This is a genomic window from Flavobacterium rakeshii (assembly GCF_009741375.1).
Lineage (GTDB): Bacteria > Bacteroidota > Bacteroidia > Flavobacteriales > Flavobacteriaceae > Flavobacterium > Flavobacterium rakeshii.
Window position 1 is genome coordinate 170,201 of sequence record NZ_WOWP01000062.1, and the last position, 22,402, is coordinate 192,602.

The window sequence follows — 22,402 nt, forward strand, 5'->3', positions numbered from 1 at the left end:
CATAAATCTATTGGGGCTTGAGCAGATAATACAGGATTGCCAAAACAACAGTATTAAGGCGCAGGAGCAGCTTTACAGGCTTTTTGCCTCAAAGCTGTTTGCAGTATGCCTTAAATACTCGCGCAATTATGAAGATGCTCAGGACAACTTGCAGGACGGTTTCCTGCTAATATTCAAAAAAATTGGACAGTACCGCTTTCAGGGCTCATTTGAGGGATGGGCAAAAAGGGTAATGGTAAACAACGTTCTTCAAAAATACAGGACAGAAGGTGTTGTAGAACTGGTTAACGAAAATATTCCTGACGAGGAAGACAGCCTGGAGATTGAAGATGACTCTATATCGATGGATTTTCTGCTTTCTGTGATACAGCAGTTGCCCGATAGGTACAGGATGGTTTTTAACCTATATGTGACAGACGGATTTTCGCATAAAGAAATTGCAGAGATGCTCAGTATAACAGTGGGTACCTCTAAATCAAACCTTGCAAGGGCAAGAATAATATTGAAGGAAAAAATTGAAGCTCACAAGAGCGGGACTAAAGTACAGTCGGCAAAATGAGTGAAAAAAAACACATAGACAGATTATTTCAGGAGAAGTTTAAAGACTTTGAGGTAGCTCCGCCCGACGAGCTATGGGGAAAAATTGAAGCCGAACTTCAGCCTGAGAAAAAGAAAAGAAGAGTTATACCTATCTGGTTCAGAATGGGTGGTGTTGCTGCTGCCCTTATAATAGGTATGCTGCTTACGCTTCCGTTATTTACCGGAGGGGATAAAGATGGTGATGGTATTGATACTAATACCAACAAAGTAGTATTAGACGGTGCTAAACAAAACAAACAGGATAATAACAATAATAGCATAGTGCCTGCCACTGATGCCGAAAATGCCGTGGTTACCACAAGTGATGCCACTGATGATACTACGCTAAACCAAAACGGGCAAAATGGTTTTGGTTCTCATAACAATACGGCTACCGAACAACAGGGAGGTAATGTTTCAAACACAACAAATAACAACAATAGCTTTATTAATACCGATAGTCCTGTAATTACCAACAGGAATAACAGTAGTAATAATGCCGTTGCTTATGATAATAACACAGCAAACAAGGCTGGTAATAATACAAATCAGACTTCAAACACTGATAAACCAGGGAGCATCACTAACCGTAATGCGGTTATAACCGAGAACGGTATGCCTGCCACTCAGCAGGATGCTAACCGTGCTGTTGCACAACAAAACAACAATAGCAGGACTTCAGGTTTGGGTAATGATAGCGGAGGTGTTTCTCCTTTAAACCAGGAGAGAAATAATAATGACCTGATTGATACTAACAGAATTAGTAACAATGGTAATGATGCCGGTGTTGCGGTAAACAGTCAGGAGCAAAATCAGCAAAATACTAATGGCGCTGTATCGGGTAACGATACAAACGGAAATACTGTTGGAGAAGAAAATAATCTTATAAATATCCAAGAGGGAGAGAATTTACTGAGCAACCCTATAGATGCTCAAAATAGTGAACTGGCTGATGCCACTGCTGAAACAGATACAACTGCAGTTGATACAGAAGCCGAAAACGAGCTGGAGGAACTGTTCCGTAAAATGCAGGAAGAGAAAGACGAAGACGAGGCTGTAGCCGATGCGGTTAAAAACTACAAATGGAACATTAAGCCACAGGTTGCTCCGTTGTTCTATAACTCTATGTCTCAGGGTTCGCCTATAGATGCGCAGTTTGCATCAAACAGTAAAAACTATGATGCCGATATGAGTTATGGTGTGGGTATTGATTATGCTATTACCGACAGGCTTTCGGTGCGTTCGGGAATAAATACGGTAAACCTTAGCTATTCAACTAATGATATTGCTTATTACGCATCTATAGATGGTGGTACAAATAATGTTGTAGCTGCCGGTAGAGCTGCTAATATTGTTGTACAAACCCAAGGACCTAATAACGGAGATGTGCAGGGTGTTATTACAAACGGACCAGGTGCCGGAACGGCAGTTACTTTTGCTTCTAACATTTTTTCTAATCAAAGTTTTGAAGGGCAAATGGTACAGAAAATGGGTTACATAGAGGTGCCGCTTGAAATGTCATACAAACTATTAAAAAGCAAGTTTGGAATTAACCTTATTGGCGGATTCAGTACGCTTTTCCTTAACGATAATAATGTGAGTGTTGTGTCTAACCAAGGGTATAGTACTGAAGTTGGTGAGGCAAGTAATGTAAACAATGTAAACTTTAGTACCAATTTAGGTGTAGGATTCAAGTATAATTTCTGGAATTCGTTTGAGGCCAGTTTTGAGCCAACATTTAAATATCAGGTAAATACCTTTAGCGGAAGTTCGGGTAACTTCAAGCCTTACTTCATTGGTTTGTACTCGGGTATCAGCTTTAAATTCTAAAATATATTTCTCAGGAGGGCCTTTACAAAAAGGCTCTTCGGGCATGTAGCAATTACCTTTAGGTCTTCACTAAGGGAGGTTTCCTCATCCAGAAACTTAAATATAAGCGAGGCTTTTCCTTTTTTAAACATAGCCGAAAATATACTACCCCCTTTTTCATTGCTTCGGTACAGTATATCCAGTAACAGTAAATCATAAAACCAAAAACGGTTCTTTTTATAAAATTTCCTGAAATCGGTTTCCTTTCCTAGAAAAGCAATTAGTTCCTCTGTTTTCTTATCGGTATTCTTAAAGGTATAGCCCGTGCTGGCTTTGGTCCATCCTCCGGCGCTGCCTATATTCAGTATGTTTTTAGTATTGTTTTTCCAAAACGGATAGGAAGTCATAGGGATGCAGCCTTTTTCGGTTTCGGTAATTTCATAATCGGTAATGCCAAGGTTGGTAAGGTATTCTTTTATAGCACTGTCATATTCTTCCTCCGGTAAAAGATGTTCAGAGAACAGAGTGTATTCCAGTAAGGCTGTGGTAGGAGACTTGGGCAACACATACATAAACCTTGTGTTACCCTTTTGCGGAATACTAAAATCCATAAACGTTGCTTTACTGTCGTCAAAAAAAGGAGTTTTGGTTTTTATAAACCAGCCTTTAAAATGCTGCTGTAAAACCGGATATTTTCCTTTTGCAGCGGTTTCAGGACTGTAAATACTATTAAACAGTTTATCGCAGGTGTAGTTTTCTGCTTCGGTATTTACCTGTACATGGGTATCGTGATCGGTAAAGTTAATAACCTTTTGCTGTACAATAGTTATGTTGCTGTGATTAGCTAGTTTTGAAAGTATATGGCTGTAAAAGTCAATCCCTTTTACCATTTTGTATTTATAACTCCCGAAATCCAATTTCTTTTTAAAATCACTGCCATGAAACCAGGCACTGTCCCATTGCTTGCTTACAATGGTGTCCCATTTGCCGTTTCCGTTTTCCCAAAAGCACCAGGTGCGGTCGTTTTGCTGTTTGCTGCTACTGTCTAAAAGCAAAATGGGTTTATCGGTCAGCTTTCCTGCCTGTGCCATTTTATAAACGGTCATGAGGGCAGAAAGTCCGCTTCCAGCAAAAATGTAATGGTAATGTTTCATAAAAAGGCTTATCACGATAAAAGTATGAATTTATCCTGATAAGCCCGAGATGTTATTTGGAGGAATTATAACAGGTTTGTCCCTATTTTTAGGCCAATGAATATGGTTCTTGGTCGGCCCGGACCATAAATGTAACTTGCATCGCGGTTAGCACCAAGATCAAAATCTTTTTGATAGGCGTTGAATATGTTTTGTATACCGGCACTTGCCTGTAGCTGAAAGCCGTCCTGCAAATCAAAAGTATAGGAGCTTTTCCAGCTTACCTCAAAGAAACCTTTAGATTTGTACAGTTCATCACTGGCAATATATCCTGCATAGTGGGGAACGTACATGCTTCCGGTATATACTGTTGTTAGATTATTTTGAAACTGTTTTACCGGGGCATAAGTGGCAATCATGTTACCGTAAAAGTTTGGTGAACGGAAGAAGTTTTTATTGGTATTGTTTGCCGTGTCGCTCCAGTCTACCGCTTTTTCATACATGGCTTTTTGAATAGTAGCTCCTGCCTGAAACTGCCACTGCTCGTGCGGAGCCAGTTTACCTTCAAGGTTTATACCATATACGTTTGCGCCGGCACCATTTCGTTTTTCCCAAATCGTTTCTTCAATCTGTTCCAGTATAAAGGGATTGTTCAGTCGGGTATAAAATACCTCAAACGTAGCGCCTGCTTCAAGATGCTCGGTAACTTTACTCCAGTCAAGAGAGGTAAGGAAGCTGTGTGATGTTTCTGATTTTAAGCCGTCTGACAATCGGATAAGACTAACTTCACCGGCAGCGATACGGGCGTGAATGTCCTCTGAAAATACCTGTGGAGCCCTAAAGCCTTTGGCATAACTGGTGCGCCATTGCAGGTTCTTTTTAATATCATATAATATATTTACGCGTGGGTTTATTATCACATCTTCCTGAGCTGCATTATGGAAATCGGCACGTAAGCCTCCCAGTAACTTTAGCCTTTTGTTTACCTGCCATTCTTCCTGAGCATAAATACCCAGTATGTTTAACTGCTGGTCTACAAAAGCATTATACCCCGGTTTACGGTCGGTCATGTGTTCGCTTTTATATTCTGCACCTGTGGTAAAAGTACCTCTTCCGCCTAAAAAGCCCGGTTGGGTATGTATCCATTGCCCTCCGGTGATATAAGTGGTTACCTGAGTGTTTCCAAAACCACGAATACTTTCCTCATAATCTATATTCCCGAATGCGTCATCTACCCTTCCGCCATAAAAATTTTCATTTTTTGACTGTTGTGCATTGGCATACAGGGAGAAGCTGTTGTCCAGGTTTTCGTTAGTAAACTCGTAGGTTAGCCCGCCACCTGTCATTTTAGAACGGATCTGTTCAGTAATATCCGACTGGAAAGGCTGTAGGTCTAACTCATTACCTCCGCGTCTAAACTCATTAATAGTATGGAAGTCTACAGTAAGTTTACGACGGTTCAGGTAACGGTGAAAGGCTTTAAAACCAAACGTTCGGTTTTCCATACGGGTAATTTCGGTAAAGCCGTCGTCATTGGCATCATATGGATTCCTGTCGCGTAACATCCCGAAAAACTGCAGGCCAAGTGTAAGGTCTTCATTGAGTACGGTTCCGTTAAGGGATAAAGCCTTATCGGGTTGTTTACCATCTATAAGCCCGAAGTGGCTGTTTACTTCGAAGTTATTCTCTACGGGGTCTTTGGTTATAATATTTATAGTACCTGCAATAGCGTTAGATCCGTATAGTGCCGAACCACCACCACGCACTACCTCAATGCGCTCAATCATGTTGGCAGGAATCTGATCCAGTCCGTAAATACCGTTAAGTGCCGAAAATACAGGGCGGCTGTCCAGTAGTATCTGAGAATAGGCTCCGTCCAGCCCATTCATTCGTACCTGACTGAAACCACAGTTTTGGCAATTGGTTTCCATACGTAGTCCGGGTTGGAAATTCAATCCTTCCGAAAGGCTTATCGATTCGGTTTTCTGTAATATTGCTGAGTTGGTAACCGTAACAATAACGGGTGCTTCCTGTCGTCTTTGTTGTGTTCGGCTGGCGGTAATCACTACCTGGTCTAAGTTAAGAGATGAGCTTTCTACATCCACATTCAACACAGTGTCAGTATTAGCGGTTATACTAATGCTTCTCTCTTTGGTTTTATATCCTACAGATGATACTATTATAGTGTAATTCCCTTCCGGTAGTTTAATACTGTATTTACCGTTCTCATCGGCAGAGATGCCATATCCGGTTTCCTTTACATGTACACTGGCAAAAGGCAGGGGATTTCCTTTTTCGGTAATTTGTCCCTTAACTGTACCTGTTCCCTGTGTTTTTACAACAGGAGTACTAACCTTACCTTCAGGTAAAGCACTTGCTTCTTCCTGTGCCCAGGAAAAAAAGCAGGATAGTATTAAGGAAGAGTAAATTAATTTTTTCATTTAACAAACTATATTTTTAGACAAAACTAAAAATGTTTTTCAACATAACAAATTAATTATTTATATTTGTTTAATAATTAACGTGTAATGACATATTCTGAAGAAAACTACCTTAAGGTTATTTACCATTTATCTACTGGAAATAGCAAGGGTATTACTACCAATGCCATCGCTAATGAAATGGAAAGTAAGCCGTCTTCGGTAACCGATATGGTGAAGAAGCTTGCCGAGAAAGAGCTGGTGGCCTATAAGAAATACCAAGGGGTTTCGCTAACTGAAAAGGGAAGGCAGCATGCTGTAATGATTGTAAGGAAACACAGGTTATGGGAAGTGTTTCTGGTGGAGAAGCTTGACTTTTCGTGGGACGAGGTGCATGATGTGGCGGAACAGCTGGAGCATATAAAATCAGAGAAACTTATTGATAAGCTTGACGAGTTCCTGGACTTCCCAACGGAAGATCCGCATGGTGACCCTATACCCGACCGTAATGGTAAGATAGCCAAAATGGAAAAACAGCTGTTAAGTGAAACCAGCCTTAATACTAAAGTGATTTGTGTAGGCGTTAAAGACAGTTCTTCTTCTTTTCTTCAATATCTGGATAAGCAGCAAATAGCATTGGGATCGGCTATAGAGATTATATCCCGCGAACATTTTGACCAGTCACTTAGCTTAAAAGTAAACGACAAACCGCTTAGTGTTTCTAATAAAATTGCGGCCAACCTATTTGTAAAACCGTTGTAGTATGACAAAAAACAGCCACTCCCTGGAGGAAGTACACGAGTCGGTAAATATTGTACAGAATACTTCTGTATGGAAAAAGATACTTGCTTTTTTTGGTCCGGCTTATATGATAAGCGTAGGGTATATGGATCCGGGTAACTGGGCGACCGATATTGCCGGTGGTAGCCAGTTTGGTTACAAGCTGCTTTGGGTACTGCTTATGTCAAACATTATGGCGCTGCTTTTACAAAGTCTTAGTGCCAGGCTGGGAATTGTTAGTCGTAGGGATTTGGCACAGGCATCGAGGGAAACCTATCCTAAAGGAGTCAATTATATATTATATGGTCTTGCCGAAATTGCCATAGCCGCCTGTGATCTTGCCGAAGTACTGGGTATGGCTATAGGTTTACAGTTGTTGTTTGATATTCCGTTACTGTGGGGTGTTAGTATCACTATGCTGGATACTTTCCTGTTACTCTTCCTTTTAAATAAAGGAATCAAAAAAATGGAGGCGTTCATTATAGCGCTTATCGGTATTATAGGGTTTTCTTTTTTGGCAGAGATGTTTTTTGCCAAGCCCGATATGGGTGAGGTAGTGAAGGGGCTTGTACCTTCTATTCCAAATAGTGCCGCACTGTATATTGCCATAGGTATTATAGGGGCAACGGTTATGCCGCATAACCTGTACCTGCACTCGTCACTGGTACAAACCCGAAAGTTTGACCGATCGTTTAAAGGAATAAAACAGGCATTACGTTATAATTTTGTCGATTCTATTATAGCACTTAATCTGGCGTTTTTTGTAAATGCCGCTATATTGATACTCGCAGCCGCTACCTTTTTTAATAGTGGTATGTATGGGGTAGCCGATATTCAGGATGCCCACCAGTTACTGGCTCCTTTACTGGGAACCGAATGGGCTTCGGTACTGTTTGCGCTGGCACTTATTGCAGCGGGTCAGAGCTCTACCATTACCGGTACACTTGCAGGGCAAATTGTTATGGAGGGTTACCTGAGTTTAAGGATACAGCCTTGGGTTAGGCGTATTGTTACTCGCCTGCTGGCTATAGTACCTGCTTTTATAGCCATTGTATACCTTGGGGAACAGGCTACAGGTGAACTGCTTTTACTTAGCCAGGTAATATTGAGCCTTCAGCTTGGTTTTGCCATTATACCGCTTATCCATTTTGTGAGTGATAAAAAGAAAATGAACGAGTTTGCCATAGGTACACTTACCAAAATTGCATCGTGGGTAATTGCGCTGGTAATTGTGGGACTTAATGCCAAACTGGTTTATGATGAGATAGAATCTTGGGTAGAGTCGTCCCAGCATCCTGTGTATATATGGATATTTGTTGTGCCACTGGCTATAGGAGCTGCAATATTGTTACTGTATATTATTTTCAGGCCGTTAATCCATAAAAAAGACAAACACGAAAAACTGGTTCCGCATATTGATGAAATTATCGTTAATGAGGAGAATGGTGTTAAGGAATATAAGAGTATTGCACTGGCACTTGATTTTTCCAGAACCGATACCCGTGCCATATCCAGCGCACTGCAAATGGGTGGTAAGGATGCCGAATATACCCTAATCCATATAGTGGAAACTGTGGGGGCCATGATGTATGGCGATCAGGCGCATGATTATGAAACATCAAGCGATAAGGATTATCTTAAAGCCTACAAAAATAGCCTTGAGGAAAAAGGCTATAAGGTTAAAACCGAACTGAGCTTTGGTAGCCCTAAACGACAGATTCCGGCTATTATCAATAAGGAAGGGGCACATTATGATATCCTGATACTGGGTGCTCACGGGCATAACTGGCTTAAGGATATTATATTTGGTACTACTGTAGATGCCGTGAGACATAAGGTTCAAATTCCGGTACTTATCATTAAGGACTAAAGGACTTAGATTAAATTTTTCATGTGAGCTTTTTAGCAAAGTTAACTTGGGCTTTTCAACAAAGTGAAAAGTTAAAAACCAGTGCAACTTTGTAAAAAATTAAGACATGAAAACAATAAACACCATTTATGTAAACGGAGCGTTTGTAAAACCGCACGGTACAGAAGTTTTCGATTTAATTAACCCTGCCGATAATCAGCTTATCGGAAAAGTTACACTGGGTAACGAAACAGATGCCGATGCTGCTATTGCCGCAGCTAAGGCTGCTTTTAAAACTTTTTCACAAACCTCAAAAGAGGAACGCATTGCCTACCTGCAACAACTGCATGATGCAGTAAAAAGCCGTGAAGCCGAATTTATTGAGGTAATGGTTAAGGAGTATGGGGGCACACTTCATTTTTGTACCATGAGTGTACAAAATGCCCTTTCAGGATTTACCTCGGCTATTGAGGTGCTCAAAACCTTTGAGTTCCAAAAAATGGTAGGTAAATCAAAAGTAATGTTACAGCCGCTTGGCGTGGTTGGTATTATTACTCCGTGGAATGCCAGTAACGGTTTTATTTGCAGCAAACTTGCCATGACTATTGCATCCGGTAGTACTGCGGTTATAAAACCGAGTGAAATGAGTGCACAGCAAACCCAACTTTTATTGGAATGTTTCCATGAGGCAGGACTGCCAAACGGAGTGTTCAATGTGGTGAATGGTCGAGGAGATGTTGTGGGTGCTACTATTGTAAATCACAGGGATGTGGCAAAAATATCCTTTACAGGATCTACGGCGGTGGGTAAATTTATTGCCCGTAATGCGGTAGACACCATGAAGCGCGTAACGCTGGAACTGGGTGGGAAGTCACCTAATATTCTGCTTGATGATGCCAATATGGACGATGCCATACCTATGGCGGTTTCGGCAGCTTATATGAACAGTGGTCAGGCGTGTATTGCAGGAACGCGATTATTAGTACCTGAAAGCAGACTGGAAGAAGTAAAGGAATTGCTTATAGAAACTGTTGAGCAGGTTAAGGTGGGTAATCCTGCGAGTACCGATACGGTTGTAGGACCTATGGTTAGCCAAAAGCAGTATGAAAGAGTACAAAAATACATTGAACTTGGACTTGAGGAAGGTGCCGAATTGCTTATAGGTGGTCCCGGAAAACCTGAAGGACTGGAAGCCGGTAACTTTGTAAAACCTACTGTGTTTGTAAATGTAAACAACAATATGCGTATTGCGAGAGAAGAGATTTTTGGCCCGGTACTATCGGTAATAACCTATAAGACTGAAGAGGAGGCTATCGAAATTGCTAATGATACCGATTATGGACTGCAGGCATATGTGAATTCTGCCAATGTACTAAGGGCTAAAAAAGTGGCTTCTCAAATTGTGGCAGGAAGGGTATTGATAAACGGATTGTATCATGACCCGATGGCTCCTTTTGGCGGATTCAAACAATCCGGTATAGGAAGGGAAATGGGCGTTTACGGGCTGGAAGAGTACGTAGAGCCAAAAACTATTTTAGTATAATATTTTAACCGTAAAAAGCAGCAGTTACTTAGTTGCTGCTTTTTGCGTATTTTTAATATCATGGAAAAAACAGTATCACCATCCATAAAATTTTCCTGCTATTTTACCGAAAGCAGGCAGGGTGAACATTTTATAGGGAATCACGCCCTTGGGTTTATAGTATCGGGTAATACCACGTTTAACGATGGGAATAACTCTGTTACACTGGCACCGGGACAATTGTATTTTTGCCGAAGGAACCATTTACTTAAATATGTAAAAACGCCCGAAACAGGGGGGGTATTCCGTTCCATATCGGTAATGTTTACTCAGGAAATGCTAAGGGAATTCAGCCTTAAATACGGTTTTGTTAGCGGGGGCAGACAGCCCGAATCGCCATACCAGCTTTTGCAAAGTGACTCCATGCTTGCCAATTATATGGTATCCCTGTTGGAATATGAGTCGGTTTTAACACAGCCGGGTTCGCCGCTACTGTCTGTAAAACAGGAAGAGGCGATTTTGTTATTGCTTAAGCTTAACCCTGAGCTTAAGGATGTATTGTTTGATTTCTCTGATCCGGGGAAAATAGACCTAGGTGCATTTATGGAGCAAAACTACCACTTCAATGTGGGGATTAATCGCTTCGCTTATTTAACAGGGAGAAGTCTTTCGGGTTTTAAAAGGGATTTTGAAAAAACATTTAATGTCTCTCCGGGCAAGTGGCTATTGCAAAGAAGGCTTAAGGAGGCCTATTACCTGCTTACCGAGAAGAAAATGACGGTATCAGACATATACCCTGAACTTGGGTTTGAAGATATGTCACACTTCTCTTATGCCTTTAAAAAGAAGTACGGAATGGCTCCGTCTAAAATTTAATGGCAACCACAATCGTCACTGCCGCAGTTGCCTGATTTCTTTTTCTTTTTAAAAAAGAATTTCTTTACCAAAAAGGCTGCTGCTCCGGCAACAAGTATATATACTATTATATCCTGTATATTCATAACTACAAATAAATGCCACCGCCTACGGTTGCAAAATTATAATTGGGTGAAGCAATATCAAGATGCTCAAAGCCTACGCTTATAAAGTAGTTTTTGCGGTGATAACGCCCTTCAATTTCGTAGGCGTGTACCGGCTTGTCGTTAATAAACGACCATTTGGCTCCTGCCAGGAAGCTTACATTCTGTTTACAGAAGTACTCGGCATTGGCACCAAATGAAAAACCAAGCTTGTTTACATCGTTAGCTATGTATGAGGCTCCTATTGTCCATCCTAAATTAAAACGTCTTAAACGTATCCTGTCGTATCCTAAATTAAAATAGAACAGCGAGAGGTTGTCTGACGTGTTTTCCTGAAATTCAAACAACTGGTAATAATCGGCTTTCACATAAAGGTACTGAAAAGGTCTTAATTTAGCCTCCAGGTGATTGCCAAATAGGTTACCGTTGTTATAAAGAAACTTGTCTTTAAGATCAAACCTAAAATTATTTATATTTCCGTCATCATGCACTTCGGCATTAAAATAATTACCGTGTTCCGGCAGATAATACGGATATTCTGTTTGTTCAAAGTGTAAATGATCTTCAATGCCATAATGCCCTATAACGGCTATACCTGCAGTGTAGGCAACAGCTTTTGCTATAAGTTCTACAAATATTGAACCGATTCCCCCATCTCGTGATGAAGAGGATGAAGAGGAAGTACTTGTTGTTTTTTGCTGTGCAGCAACGGTATTAAGATCCTTCCCTTTGTTTAATTCACTTTTTGATTTGTTCAGCTTGTCCTGAGAGTATCCTCCGGCGACGATCAGTAAGGTGCAGCAAAATGCTAAGATGTGTTTTTTCATCGTTATTTTAAAAGCTGGTAGGCTACTAACGATACTATGTAGGCAAAGGTACTCATGCCAAACAGTTGTATTAGAGGCCATTTCCAGGAGTTGGTTTCTTTTTTTGTTATCGCCAGTGTACTAATGCACTGCATGGCAAAAGCATAGAATAATAGCAATGACACTCCTGTGGCAAAATTAAATACCTTATCCCCTGTTGCCGGATTAATCTCGGCATCCATTCGCTGCTTAATAGTAGCTTCATCATCACCGCTGCTTCCTATATTGTATATGGTTGCAAGTGTACCTACAAATACTTCTCTTGCAGCAAAAGACGACACAATAGCTATGCCAATTTTCCAGTCGTAACCTAAAGGTCTTATAACAGGTTCTATGGCTTTTCCTATAATACCTATATAAGAGTTTTCCAGTTGGTAACCGGCAATTTCATTATCAATTTCATCTTGTGAAAGATTCATGTATTGCGGCTGTTGCGTTATGTGAGCCTCGGCATTTTTAAAGTTGTCTCCCGGGCCGTGTGAACCTAAAAACCATATAACGATAGATAGTGCAAGGATAATTTTACCGGCACCAAATACAAAGGCTTTTGTTTTCTCAATAACGTTAATGGCAACGTTTTTAAACAACGGCATTTTATAGTTAGGCATCTCGGCAACAAAAAAGCTTTTATGTCTTGTTTTAAGAATCTTATTAAGGATATATGCCGAAAGTATAGCCCCGCCAAAACCTAATAGGTACAACAACATAAGAGTTAAACCCTGAAGGTTAAAAAAGCCCAGTGCCATACGGTTAGGTATAATTAGCGAAATAAGAATAGTATACACAGGCAGCCTTGCCGAACAGGTGGTGAACGGTGTTACCAGTATGGTAATAAGCCTTTCACGCCAGTTCTCTATATTCCTTGCCGCCATAATAGCGGGGATAGCACAGGCCGTACCTGAGATTAACGGAACAATACTTTTTCCGCTAAGTCCGAAGCGCTTCATTATCTTGTCCATAAGGAATACCACACGGCTCATATAACCACTTTCTTCCAGTAATGATATGAACAGGAACAGGAAGGCAATTTGCGGAATAAAAATTACCACACCGCCTATACCCGGTACAATACCGTTTGCAATAAGCTCTGTAAGCTTACCGGGCGGTAACGATTTTGAAGCCCACGAGCTAAGGTGGGTAAAACTTTCGTCAATAAAGTCCATCGGGATGGCAGACCACGCGAAGATAGACTGGAATATAAGCATAAGGATACAGAAGAAAATAATGTACCCAAATACTTTATGCGTAAGCAGCCTGTCCAGTTTTGCCCTAAGATCTTTTGCCTTAGAGGAATCTACGGTAAGTCCGCCTTTCAGCACATCGTTTATAAACTGGTAGCGTTTAATGGTCTCTTTTTGCTGAAGCCTTTTAAGCTCTGATTTACTTTTGGTAAACGAGCTGTTTTGTATTTCGTTTCTTTCCAGTGCACCAAAATTCACATCCTGTGTAATAACCAGCCATAGTTTATACAGCAATTGGTTTGGGAAAGCATTCCTTAGTTTGTTAAAATACTCAGGATCTATGCTCGATGCGTTAAGGCACGGTTCTGTAGAAAGATTTTTGTAATCCAGTATAAGTTTTTTGAGGGCATCAATACCAATTCCTTTACGGGAACTAACCAGTGCTATTTTGGTATTAAGGTGCTCTTCAAGGTAAGGGATATCAAGGCTAATCCCTTTACGATCCATCCTGTCGGCCATATTAACTACCAGTATGGTAGGGATTTCAAGATCTTTAATTTGGGTAAACAGCAGCAGGTTACGTTTTAAGTTTTCCACATCGGTTACCACTACGGCTACATCGGGGAAATCTTTATCGTTACGGTTAAGCAACAGTTCTATAACAACGTTCTCGTCTATAGAGCTGGCATTAAGGCTGTATGTTCCCGGTAAATCTATAACGGTACCTTTAATGTTTCCGGGTAATTTTACCGAACCCTGCTTTCGCTCAACAGTAATGCCGGGGTAGTTACCTACCTGCTGGTTAAGTCCTGTGAGTTGGTTGAAAACAGACGTTTTTCCGGTATTGGGATTACCAATTAAAGCTATCTTTATAGTAGGGGCTGCCATTAAATAGTATCAGTTATTATTTCGACATCAATTTCTTCGGCAGTTTCCATGCGTATTGCCACATGACTGTCGTTTACATTGATGTAGATTGGATCGCCCAAAGGGGCAATTTGTAAAAGCTCTACAACATTGCCGGGAAGGCACCCCATTTCAAGTAACTTTAACGGGATGGCATCGATATTAAAATCGGTTATAATGGCCTTTTGTCCTTTTTTTAGCCCTGCAAGTGAAGTTTTCAAAGCTTATTTAGAATAAATTAAGACTGCAAAATTATGAATTAATATTCAAATAGCCTCACTTTTCGTGTTCGCAAAGCCAATTAATATCTTCAAGCAGTTGTTTTACGTTTTTCTCTCCCGGAACATCTTCATCCAGATTGGTGCCGTTATAAAATCCGCGAATCCTTCCTTCCTGATCCACCAGTATAAAATTTTCGGTATGTACCATATCATACAGTTCGCTGGAAGTAGTTGTTTTTACTGCTAAGTACGATTTTCGGGCTATGTAATAAATGTCTTTTTTGTTGCCTGTAACCAGGTTCCATTTGGCATCAATTACCCCTTTCTTTTCGGCATAAGCTTTAAGCACGGGTACACTGTCAATATCCGGTGTTACCGAGTGCGATAGTAACATTACTTTTGGATTATCTTTTATTTTATCCTGAAGCCATTCCATATTATCGGTCATAATAGGGCAAATGGTAGGGCAGGTTGTGAAAAAGAAATCGGCTACATATATTTTTCCTTTATAATCGTTTTGGGTTATAGTATCACCGTTTTGGTTAACAAAGGCAAAATCGGCAATTTTATGGTTGCGTGCCACATACTGTATGGTGGTATCTACCAGTTCGGGATTTACGTCAGACGGACTGTAAACCTTTAATGTTTTTGCCGGTTTTAATGCATTGTAAAAAAGGGAAAGTATAATGGCGGAAATTATGAAGAATACAATGAAAAAAATCCTGTATTTTTTAAAGAATGTAAGCATGTTAGGGTAATTTTTTTGCAAATTTACAAAACAGGGCGTGATTGTTGCCCTTTTATTAAAAGTTATACATTGTTAAAGCATCGAAAACGATATATTTAACACGTTTATGCTATGCTATTTATGTTAACTTTATATTTTTGTAACCGAAGGTTTAAACTTTAAATGATGAAATTAAACAGAAATGTAAAAATCGCTACAGCAGCCTTGTTTTTAGGAACAGCAGTTTGTAACGCTCAAAAATCAGACAGTCATGGTATTAACCTTTCTTATATGGATAAGAAAGTAAGTCCGGCTGATGATTTTTTCAGATATGTTAACGGAACCTGGATTGACCAGACCGAGATTCCCGGAAACAAAACCCGCTGGGGTAGTTTTGATGAGCTAAGGGAAAATACTAATAATGATGCTCTTGAAATTTTAAAATCGGCAGCAGCAAACAAAAGTCTGAAGGCCGATACCGATGAAGGTAAAGCAGCCCGCCTGTACAGAACCATTATGGACACGGTTACCCGTAACAGAATGGGAACCGAGCCTTTAAAGGCATACTTAAGAAGAATAGATCAGGTTAAAAATGTACATGACCTTCAACTATTGCTTAGCGATATGGAACCGGAAGGTGGATTGGGCTTTTTTGGTATAGGTGTAGGTGCCGATGCTAAAGACAGTAACAAGAACACTCTTTATCTTGGTACGGGTTCACTTGGTTTACCGGACAGGGATTATTATGTTTCTGACGACGAAGATTCAAAAGAGAAAAGAACTAAATATGAGGAGCACGTTGCCAGGATGCTTAAATATATTGGTTACAGTGATAAGCAGGCTAAAAAAGCAGCAGCTAATATTCTTGCTTTTGAAACTGAAATGGCTGAGCCAAGACTGGATAGAGTAGAGCGTCGCGATAGCAGAAAGACGTATAACCCAATGGCAATTACCGATTTGCAAAAGCTGGCTCCTATCATTAAATGGGATAAATTTTTAGTAGATACAGGTATAGGTAGTGTAGATACGATTGTAGTTTCTCAACCTGGATACATGAAAGCCTTACAGAGTATTTTAGCTAAAGGTGACGTGGATACCTGGAAAGATTACCTTAAGTGGACCCTTTTAAATAAGTCTACCGGATATCTTACTACTGAGATTGAAACTGCTAACTGGGAGTTTTACAGTAAAACATTAAGAGGTGCTCTTAAAGAGGAAACCCGCGATAAAAATGCACTTCAAACCATTAATGGTACTGTAGGTGAGGCTTTAGGTAAGCTATATGTTGCTAAAAAGTTCCCTGCTGAGGCTAAGGAAAAAGCAGAGAGCATGATTAAAAACGTTATGCTTGCTTATGAGAACCGTATTAATAACCTTCCGTGGATGGCAAAAAGTACAAGACAAAATGCTATCGATAAACTTAGAAGGTTAAAAGTAAAAATTGGTTACCCTGACGAATGGAAAGACTATTCTGAACTTACTCTTAAAGGTCCGGAAGATGGTGGTACTTTCTTCTCTAACATGAAGGCTGTAGCCCGTTGGAGATTTGAGCAGGATAAAAAAGACCTTAAAAGACCGGTAGATAAAAACGAGTGGCACATGGCTCCTCAAATTGTAAATGCTTACTTTAACCCTTCATACAACGAGATTGTTTTCCCGGCAGGTATACTACAACCTCCGTTTTATGATTATAAAGCAGATGAGGCTGTTAACTATGGTGGTATTGGGGCTGTAATAGGTCACGAAATTTCTCATGGTTTTGATGATAGCGGTTCACGTTATAATGCAGATGGTAACCTTGTTAACTGGTGGAGTGACGAAGACCTTGAGAAATTTACAGGTCTTGGTGGCGCACTTGCCGATCAGTACAGCCAACTACAGCCGCTACCGGGTATTTATGTAGACGGTAAATTTACCCTTGGTGAAAACATTGGTGACCTTGGTGGTGTTAATGCTGCTTACGATGGTTTACAGTTATACCTTAAAGAGCATGGTAACCCGGGTCTTATAGATGGGTACACGCCAGAACAGCGCTTTTTTATCTCATGGGCAACTATATGGAGAACAAAAATGAGAGATGAAGCGATTAAGAATCAGGTGAAAACCGACCCTCACTCTCCGGGTATGTACAGAGCTTACGTGCCACTGCAAAATATTGACGCTTTCTATAAAGCATTTGATATTAAACAAGGCGATGGTATGTATGTTGAGCCGGATAAACGTGTTAAAATTTGGTAGTATAAAATCTACAAATTACATATAAACAAAACCCTACGGATTCCCGTAGGGTTTTGTTTTTCAGATAAAAACATAATCATGTGTTAAATGCGGGTTTCCCGTAACGCCGTTAGTTATTTAACATTTAATTTTGTTTCACCTGAAAATAAATGATATAGCCGTATTGAAAAATTCCTTACACGTTCTTGCTATTGATGATCATGTGGTAGTCCTGGAAGGGTACCTCTCCATATTTAAGAATCTTGAGATAGCACAGCCCCACAGGTTGAAGTTTACTAAAGCGACTGACTGTAAAACAGGATATGAAGTTATAGTAAACCAAACCGAACCCTTTGATGTCGCTGTTATTGATTACAGCATTCCTAATTTTCCCGATAAGAAACTTTTTTCGGGAGAGGACATTGCTATGCTTGTACGTAACCGTATGCCTAAGTGCAAAATTATTATGATGACCATGCATAAAGAAATGGACATCATGGAAAGGATATTGGACAAAGTGAAGCCCGAAGGTTTTATTAATAAAAGCGATTGTAGTACAGATGAACTTATTGATGGTTTTAATAAGGTGATGAAAAACGAAGTTTATCACTCTAAAACCGTTAGTGATCATATTAAACGTATAGAAAAAGGCATAGTGTTTGATGCTATAGATCTGAAAATTATTCAGCTACTTTCTAAAGGTATTAAGAATAAAAACCTTGAAAAATATATACCATTATCTTCCAGCGCAATAGAGAAGAGAAAGTACAAATTAAAGCGTGTTCTTGATATTAAGGGCGACGATGAAGATCTTATAAATACTGCGAGAAAACTAGGCTACATATAGGTAGGGGTAATTGCTATTTCTGATTTGTTATAAAAAGATTATTCCTGTTAAAAAAAATATGTAAAAATGAGGAAAACCTTACAATTAGGTTTTCCTTAAGCCGTTTCTATATCTAAATTAACCATCACCTTACTTTAATTTATTAGTTCACCGCACAAACATGTACATGTTTGTGCGGTTCTTTTTTATAGGCTATAACCTAAAGCCGTTTTTATTTTTTGTGACGATATTATTTTTCCTGCACTATTATTGTCTTCCGTAAATTCGGGCAAAGGGAGTTGCATTTCCTGTGCTTTTTGAGTGTAGTACTCTTTTCGAGTAGGGTGCTGGGATAAAGCTGCATTGAAAACTTCTCCCCAACTGTTTTTGTTTATAATAGCTTCTATAACCCCTATGCAGCTATCACGATCTATTAAATTTACCGGAGCATTAGGCTGTTGCAGGTTTTGTTTGCCGGCTAAATGATATACCGGATGTCTTTCTCCTCCATATAGTCCTGCAAAACGTAGTGCAGTTGTTTTAAAATTTGGGTTTGATGCAAGAAGTTTTTCGGTTTCCAGTAATTGTTTGCCCGATTCGGTATCAGGAAACGGAGGTGTATCTTCGGTAACAATACCATCATTTTTTTGTCCGTAAACCGATATAGAACTTATAAACAAAATGTTACTTATCCCTGCCTGTTCTATATAAGGAATAAGCTGTTCTATTTTTTGGGTAAAACTTTCGCTTCCTTCCGTTCTTAATTTTGGCGGAATATCGATAATTAAAATATCACTTTTGTTAAGAAATTCTGCCACATTTCCGTCTACAGATGTTGAGGTTAGGGAAACCAAATAAGGCTGTATGCCTTTGCTGTTTAATAGTTCCAGTTTTTGGGGCGAGGTAACCGATCCTTTAACGGTAAACCCTTTTTCTATAAATGATTCGGCAAGCGGAAGCCCCAGCCACCCGCAGCCTAATAATGAGATTTGCATTATTGTGAAATGTCTTTTTTAACCAGTATATAATAATCGTTTTCAAGCGGCATGTATCCCTGTTCGTAAACAAAATAATAGGTATTGCCGTTTTTGGTTTGCAGCAGGTTAGTAAAATAATCAAAGTCAAAACCTTTTGATAAAAGCTTTGACTTTGTTGTTTTGGTTTTACCCTCTACATTAATTCCTGCAAGTATACGGTAGTTTTTGCGCAAACGGTTATTAATATTGCGCATATAATTATTACTGTCTTTGTTTATCTTGTTATTGTAGGCATTGCGGCAGGCATCGCTGCAAAACTTTTTATCTTCACGACCTACAATAATATCTCCGCACTCGGGACAGGTTCTGGACATTGCATTTATTTTTTGGTTGATGTAGTATCTACAGGAGCCGGTTTAGCTACGTTTAACTTCTTAATCTTATATAAATCATCCCTTCGGTCTTTTAAAATACGAACACTACCATATTCGTGAAGCTCTTTTAAAAGGTTGAGGTCAACGTCTACAATAAGAGTCATTTCGGTATTTGGCGTTGTTTCGGCCTTTACCCCGTTTGAAGGAAATGCAAAGTCAGACGGCGTAAACACAGCCGTTTGTGCATACTGAATATCCATGTTGTTTACTCCCGGCAGGTTACCCACACATCCGGCAATAGCCACATAACATTCGTTTTCAATAGCTCTTGCCTGTGCACAGTGTTTTACCCTTGTGTATCCGTTTTGAGTGTCGGTAAGGAAAGGAACAAACAATATATCCATACCCTCATCGGCAAGTAATCGTGACAATTCAGGGAATTCCACATCATAACATATCATTATCCCTATTTTACCACAGTCGGTATCAAAGGTTTTGATTTCATTACCACCCTTCATACCCCAGTAATGTACCTCATTTGGCGTGATGTGTATTTTGGCATACATTTCACTACTACCATCCCTTTTACAAAGGAAACCTACATTATACAGGTTGCCGTCTTCAAACATAGGCATGCTACCGGTAATGATATTTATATTGTATGAGATTGCCATTTCCTGAAAGCGTTTTTTGATAGGTTCGCAATAGCGGGCAATCTCCCTAATGGCATCGGCTTCACTAAGGTGGTTAAAGTCGGCCATTAGCGGCGCCACAAATAACTCAGGGAACAGGGCGAAATCACTGCCGTAGCCCGATACCGCATCGATAAAAAACTCGGCCTGTTCAAACAGGGCTTCAAGGTTAGGTAGCGGACGCATTTGCCATTGTACCAACCCTAGACGGATAACACTCTTTACGGTGTTAATAAGTTTAGGGCTCTTATCGTAATAAATGTTGTTCCACTCCATTAATACGGCATATTCCTGCGAACTCTTATCACCCTCCAGGTAGTTGCGCATTACACGTATAACGTGGAAGTCATTGCTCAGCTGGAAAGAAAGTACAGGGTCATGCAGTTCCTTAAGTCGCACCTTGTCTATATATTCTTTAGGGCTTAAGTCTTTGGAATGTTCATTATAGTTGGGAATCCTTCCGGCAAATATTATCGATTTAAGGTTTAATTGTTCACACAGTTCCTTACGGGCATCATACAAACGCCTGCCTAATCGAAGTCCGCGATATTCAGGGTGTATAAATACATCTATACCATAAAGTACCTCTCCGTCATAATCGTGTGTTTTGAATGATGAGTTTCCGGTAATCTTATCATAAGTATGTGTGGAGGTTGCCTTTTTATAATCGACAATAAGGGAAAGGGCCGAGCCTACCACTTTACCGTCTACCAAAATAACAAGTTGACCTTCGGGGAAAATCTTCAATAGTTTTTCTATATCCTTTTCCGTCCAGTAAGGCTCTTCCATGTCGTTGTAGGCATGCTGCATGGAAATTTTTAACTGTTTGTAATCCTCAATCTGAAGGTTGCGTAATTCAACCTTATTTATCTCAATCTGCATAAATTTTTGGTTTTAAGTAAATATACGACAAAAAGCCATTTACAAACGTTTACAAATAGTTATAACCGACAGTAAATAGTTAAAAACCGGTTAAAGTTTTAAGGTTGCTACATCTTTGCACTGTACAGTTCAAATAACATTAACATTAAAAACAGTATACGCCATGAATGCATTAAAAAACAAAGTACAGTTAATAGGTAACGCAGGGAATGATCCTGAGATTAAAATTTTTGAAGCAGGTAAAAAATTAGCCCGATTAATTATTGCTACAAACGAGACCTATTATAATGACAAGGGGGAAAAGAAAACCGATACCCAGTGGCATACAGTAACCGCCTGGGGGAAGGCTGCCGAGATTATAGAGAAGTATGTAAAGAAAGGGAAAGAGGTAGCTATAGAAGGTAAGCTAACACACAGAACTTATGATGACCGTAACGGAGAGAAACGCTATATAACCGAGGTTATAGTTAGTGATGTATTGCTTTTCGGTAAATAAAAAAGGCGCTTGAATAAAGCGCCTTTTTTATTACCATGGTTTTTGCCTTAATGAGGCTATAGTGTTTTCCATTTGCTGTAGTCGTTGTTCCAGTGCACTGTCTCCGCTATGCATGGTGTAGCGAAAAACATGTATTACCCTCCAGGCAGCTTTAATATCTCCTGTACTTATCAGTACAGGTTCTACGCCGGGGTGGTTTGCTGTTAACATTACCGTATTATTATTGTAGGTAAGTTTCCTAAAGTAAATTTGGTTGTTAGCAACAATTACGCTTAACTCACCTGCCAGGGTTGCTAATTCGGTTAGCGGAACCGTTACACCTATTATAGTGTCTTTTGGAAAAAAACCGTTAGATCCGCCACTCATAGTAAGATCATCTATCACAAAAGCCATCTTATCCTTGCCTGAAACATGAGGCAATTTTACAGTTGGTAATTCTTCGTTGCTAATATTATTAGCAATGTTGGCTAAAAAATGTTGCTTTACTTCTTCGGTAACACAGGTAATACCATCAAAATCATCATTACTGTAAGAAGATTCTGTTGTTATAGCCTCGTTAAAGCGTAATAAGCGGTTTACGGTTAGCTCTTTTGTGAGTAGTTCATCAAGTCCGATGCTAAAATAATTAGCAATTTTTACAACCGTGTCGATTTTAGGATTACTTCGTCCTTCTTCATATGCTCCAAGCGTAGCACGCTTTAAATCAAAGAGATCGGCGAATTCCTGCTGACTCATATTCCTTACACTTCGTATCTTTTTTAGGTTCTTTCCAAACATGCTAAAAATATTTTTGCTAATTTTATTTGCAAATTGTGTTAATTATTGTAAATTTGTACTAACAATATTAGCAAATGTAGTAAATAATGCTAATATGATGAGCATGTTAAGTTAAAAAGTTGTAAAAAATGTTTAAAAAACCTTTAAAC

General features: G+C 39.6%; 20 protein-coding genes. 9 read left to right on the plus strand and 11 right to left on the minus strand.

What is annotated here, in order from left to right; all coding sequences use genetic code 11:
• Positions 1-10 precede the first annotated feature (10 nt).
• Positions 11-559, plus strand: a complete 549-nt coding sequence (locus tag GN157_RS16615) for an RNA polymerase sigma factor (protein ID WP_157484599.1) — start codon at positions 11-13, stop codon at positions 557-559.
• On the plus strand, positions 556-2,409 hold the full coding sequence (locus GN157_RS16620; RefSeq protein WP_157484600.1) for an outer membrane beta-barrel protein: 1,854 nt from the start codon (positions 556-558) through the stop codon (positions 2,407-2,409). Before GN157_RS16615 ends, GN157_RS16620 begins: the two co-directional genes overlap by 4 nt.
• Here the strand turns inward: GN157_RS16620 and GN157_RS16625 are convergent.
• Positions 2,406-3,542 (minus strand): lycopene cyclase family protein, encoded by a 1,137-nt coding sequence (locus GN157_RS16625; protein ID WP_157484601.1) that lies wholly within the window; start codon positions 3,540-3,542, stop codon positions 2,406-2,408. The genes GN157_RS16620 and GN157_RS16625 overlap by 4 nt on opposite strands.
• 65 nt (positions 3,543-3,607) lie before the next feature.
• Complete coding sequence (locus GN157_RS16630; RefSeq protein ID WP_157484602.1) at positions 3,608-5,962, minus strand: TonB-dependent receptor; 2,355 nt, start codon at positions 5,960-5,962, stop codon at positions 3,608-3,610.
• An 87-nt stretch (positions 5,963-6,049) separates the two neighbouring features.
• On the opposite strand from GN157_RS16630, the gene GN157_RS16635 reads away from it, so the two are divergent.
• The 4 genes from GN157_RS16635 to GN157_RS16650 all read left to right on the plus strand — a co-directional run bounded on the left by GN157_RS16635 (position 6,050) and on the right by GN157_RS16650 (position 10,968).
• Positions 6,050-6,703 carry a metal-dependent transcriptional regulator gene (locus GN157_RS16635; RefSeq protein WP_157484603.1) on the plus strand — a complete coding sequence of 218 codons (654 nt, stop codon included), beginning with the start codon at positions 6,050-6,052 and terminating at the stop codon, positions 6,701-6,703.
• A 1-nt stretch (position 6,704) separates the two neighbouring features.
• Positions 6,705-8,591, plus strand: a complete 1,887-nt coding sequence (locus GN157_RS16640) for an Nramp family divalent metal transporter (protein ID WP_157484604.1) — start codon at positions 6,705-6,707, stop codon at positions 8,589-8,591.
• 106 nt (positions 8,592-8,697) lie between these two features.
• Positions 8,698-10,113, plus strand: a complete 1,416-nt coding sequence (locus GN157_RS16645; RefSeq protein ID WP_157484605.1) for an aldehyde dehydrogenase family protein — start codon at positions 8,698-8,700, stop codon at positions 10,111-10,113.
• 60 nt (positions 10,114-10,173) lie between these two features.
• Positions 10,174-10,968, plus strand: coding sequence for a helix-turn-helix domain-containing protein (locus tag GN157_RS16650; RefSeq protein WP_157484606.1), 795 nt, complete (start codon positions 10,174-10,176; stop codon positions 10,966-10,968).
• Here GN157_RS16650 and GN157_RS16655 read toward each other — a convergent pair.
• Genes GN157_RS16655 through GN157_RS16675 form a run of 5 tightly spaced genes read right to left on the minus strand, consistent with a single transcriptional unit; the run spans position 10,965 to position 15,033 of the window.
• Complete coding sequence (locus GN157_RS16655) at positions 10,965-11,093, minus strand: FeoB-associated Cys-rich membrane protein (protein WP_157484607.1); 129 nt, start codon at positions 11,091-11,093, stop codon at positions 10,965-10,967. The two genes, GN157_RS16650 and GN157_RS16655, sit on opposite strands and share 4 nt — an antisense overlap.
• Before the next feature lie 2 nt (positions 11,094-11,095).
• Positions 11,096-11,938, minus strand: a complete 843-nt coding sequence (locus GN157_RS16660; RefSeq protein ID WP_157484608.1) for a hypothetical protein — start codon at positions 11,936-11,938, stop codon at positions 11,096-11,098.
• A gap of 2 nt (positions 11,939-11,940) precedes the next feature.
• A complete protein-coding gene (gene feoB, locus GN157_RS16665) occupies positions 11,941-14,046 on the minus strand; it encodes a ferrous iron transport protein B (protein ID WP_157484609.1) in 2,106 nt (701 codons plus the stop codon).
• Positions 14,046-14,285: a FeoA family protein gene (locus GN157_RS16670; RefSeq protein ID WP_035131503.1), complete on the minus strand. Its 240-nt coding sequence runs from the start codon at positions 14,283-14,285 to the stop codon at positions 14,046-14,048. Before GN157_RS16670 ends, feoB begins: the two co-directional genes overlap by 1 nt.
• Positions 14,286-14,340: 55 nt before the next feature.
• Positions 14,341-15,033, minus strand: coding sequence for an SCO family protein (locus GN157_RS16675; RefSeq protein WP_157484610.1), 693 nt, complete (start codon positions 15,031-15,033; stop codon positions 14,341-14,343).
• Positions 15,034-15,198: 165 nt separating this feature from the next.
• On the opposite strand from GN157_RS16675, the gene GN157_RS16680 reads away from it, so the two are divergent.
• Together GN157_RS16680 and GN157_RS16685 are read left to right on the plus strand one after the other, a co-directional pair.
• The gene (locus GN157_RS16680) at positions 15,199-17,250 is read left to right on the plus strand and encodes a M13 family metallopeptidase (RefSeq protein WP_157484655.1); all 2,052 of its coding nucleotides are present in this window, start codon (positions 15,199-15,201) and stop codon (positions 17,248-17,250) included.
• A 163-nt stretch (positions 17,251-17,413) separates the two neighbouring features.
• A complete protein-coding gene (locus GN157_RS16685) occupies positions 17,414-18,076 on the plus strand; it encodes a response regulator (protein WP_197429480.1) in 663 nt (220 codons plus the stop codon).
• 185 nt (positions 18,077-18,261) lie between these two features.
• On the opposite strand, the gene GN157_RS16690 is transcribed toward GN157_RS16685, so the two are convergent.
• The 3 genes from GN157_RS16690 to GN157_RS16700 are packed head-to-tail and all read right to left on the minus strand — an operon-like array spanning position 18,262 to position 20,980.
• Complete coding sequence (locus tag GN157_RS16690) at positions 18,262-19,050, minus strand: SDR family oxidoreductase (RefSeq protein WP_157484612.1); 789 nt, start codon at positions 19,048-19,050, stop codon at positions 18,262-18,264.
• Positions 19,050-19,406 carry a hypothetical protein gene (locus GN157_RS16695; protein WP_157484613.1) on the minus strand — a complete coding sequence of 119 codons (357 nt, stop codon included), beginning with the start codon at positions 19,404-19,406 and terminating at the stop codon, positions 19,050-19,052. The genes GN157_RS16690 and GN157_RS16695 overlap by 1 nt, the downstream gene beginning before the upstream one ends.
• A gap of 5 nt (positions 19,407-19,411) precedes the next feature.
• On the minus strand, positions 19,412-20,980 hold the full coding sequence (locus GN157_RS16700) for a bifunctional GNAT family N-acetyltransferase/carbon-nitrogen hydrolase family protein (RefSeq protein WP_157484614.1): 1,569 nt from the start codon (positions 20,978-20,980) through the stop codon (positions 19,412-19,414).
• A gap of 163 nt (positions 20,981-21,143) precedes the next feature.
• Here GN157_RS16700 and GN157_RS16705 point away from each other — a divergent pair, with 163 nt between their 5' ends.
• Positions 21,144-21,476, plus strand: coding sequence for a single-stranded DNA-binding protein (locus GN157_RS16705; protein WP_157484615.1), 333 nt, complete (start codon positions 21,144-21,146; stop codon positions 21,474-21,476).
• Positions 21,477-21,506: 30 nt separating this feature from the next.
• On the opposite strand, the gene GN157_RS16710 is transcribed toward GN157_RS16705, so the two are convergent.
• Complete coding sequence (locus GN157_RS16710) at positions 21,507-22,253, minus strand: helix-turn-helix domain-containing protein (protein WP_157484616.1); 747 nt, start codon at positions 22,251-22,253, stop codon at positions 21,507-21,509.
• Positions 22,254-22,402: the final 149 nt, after the last annotated feature.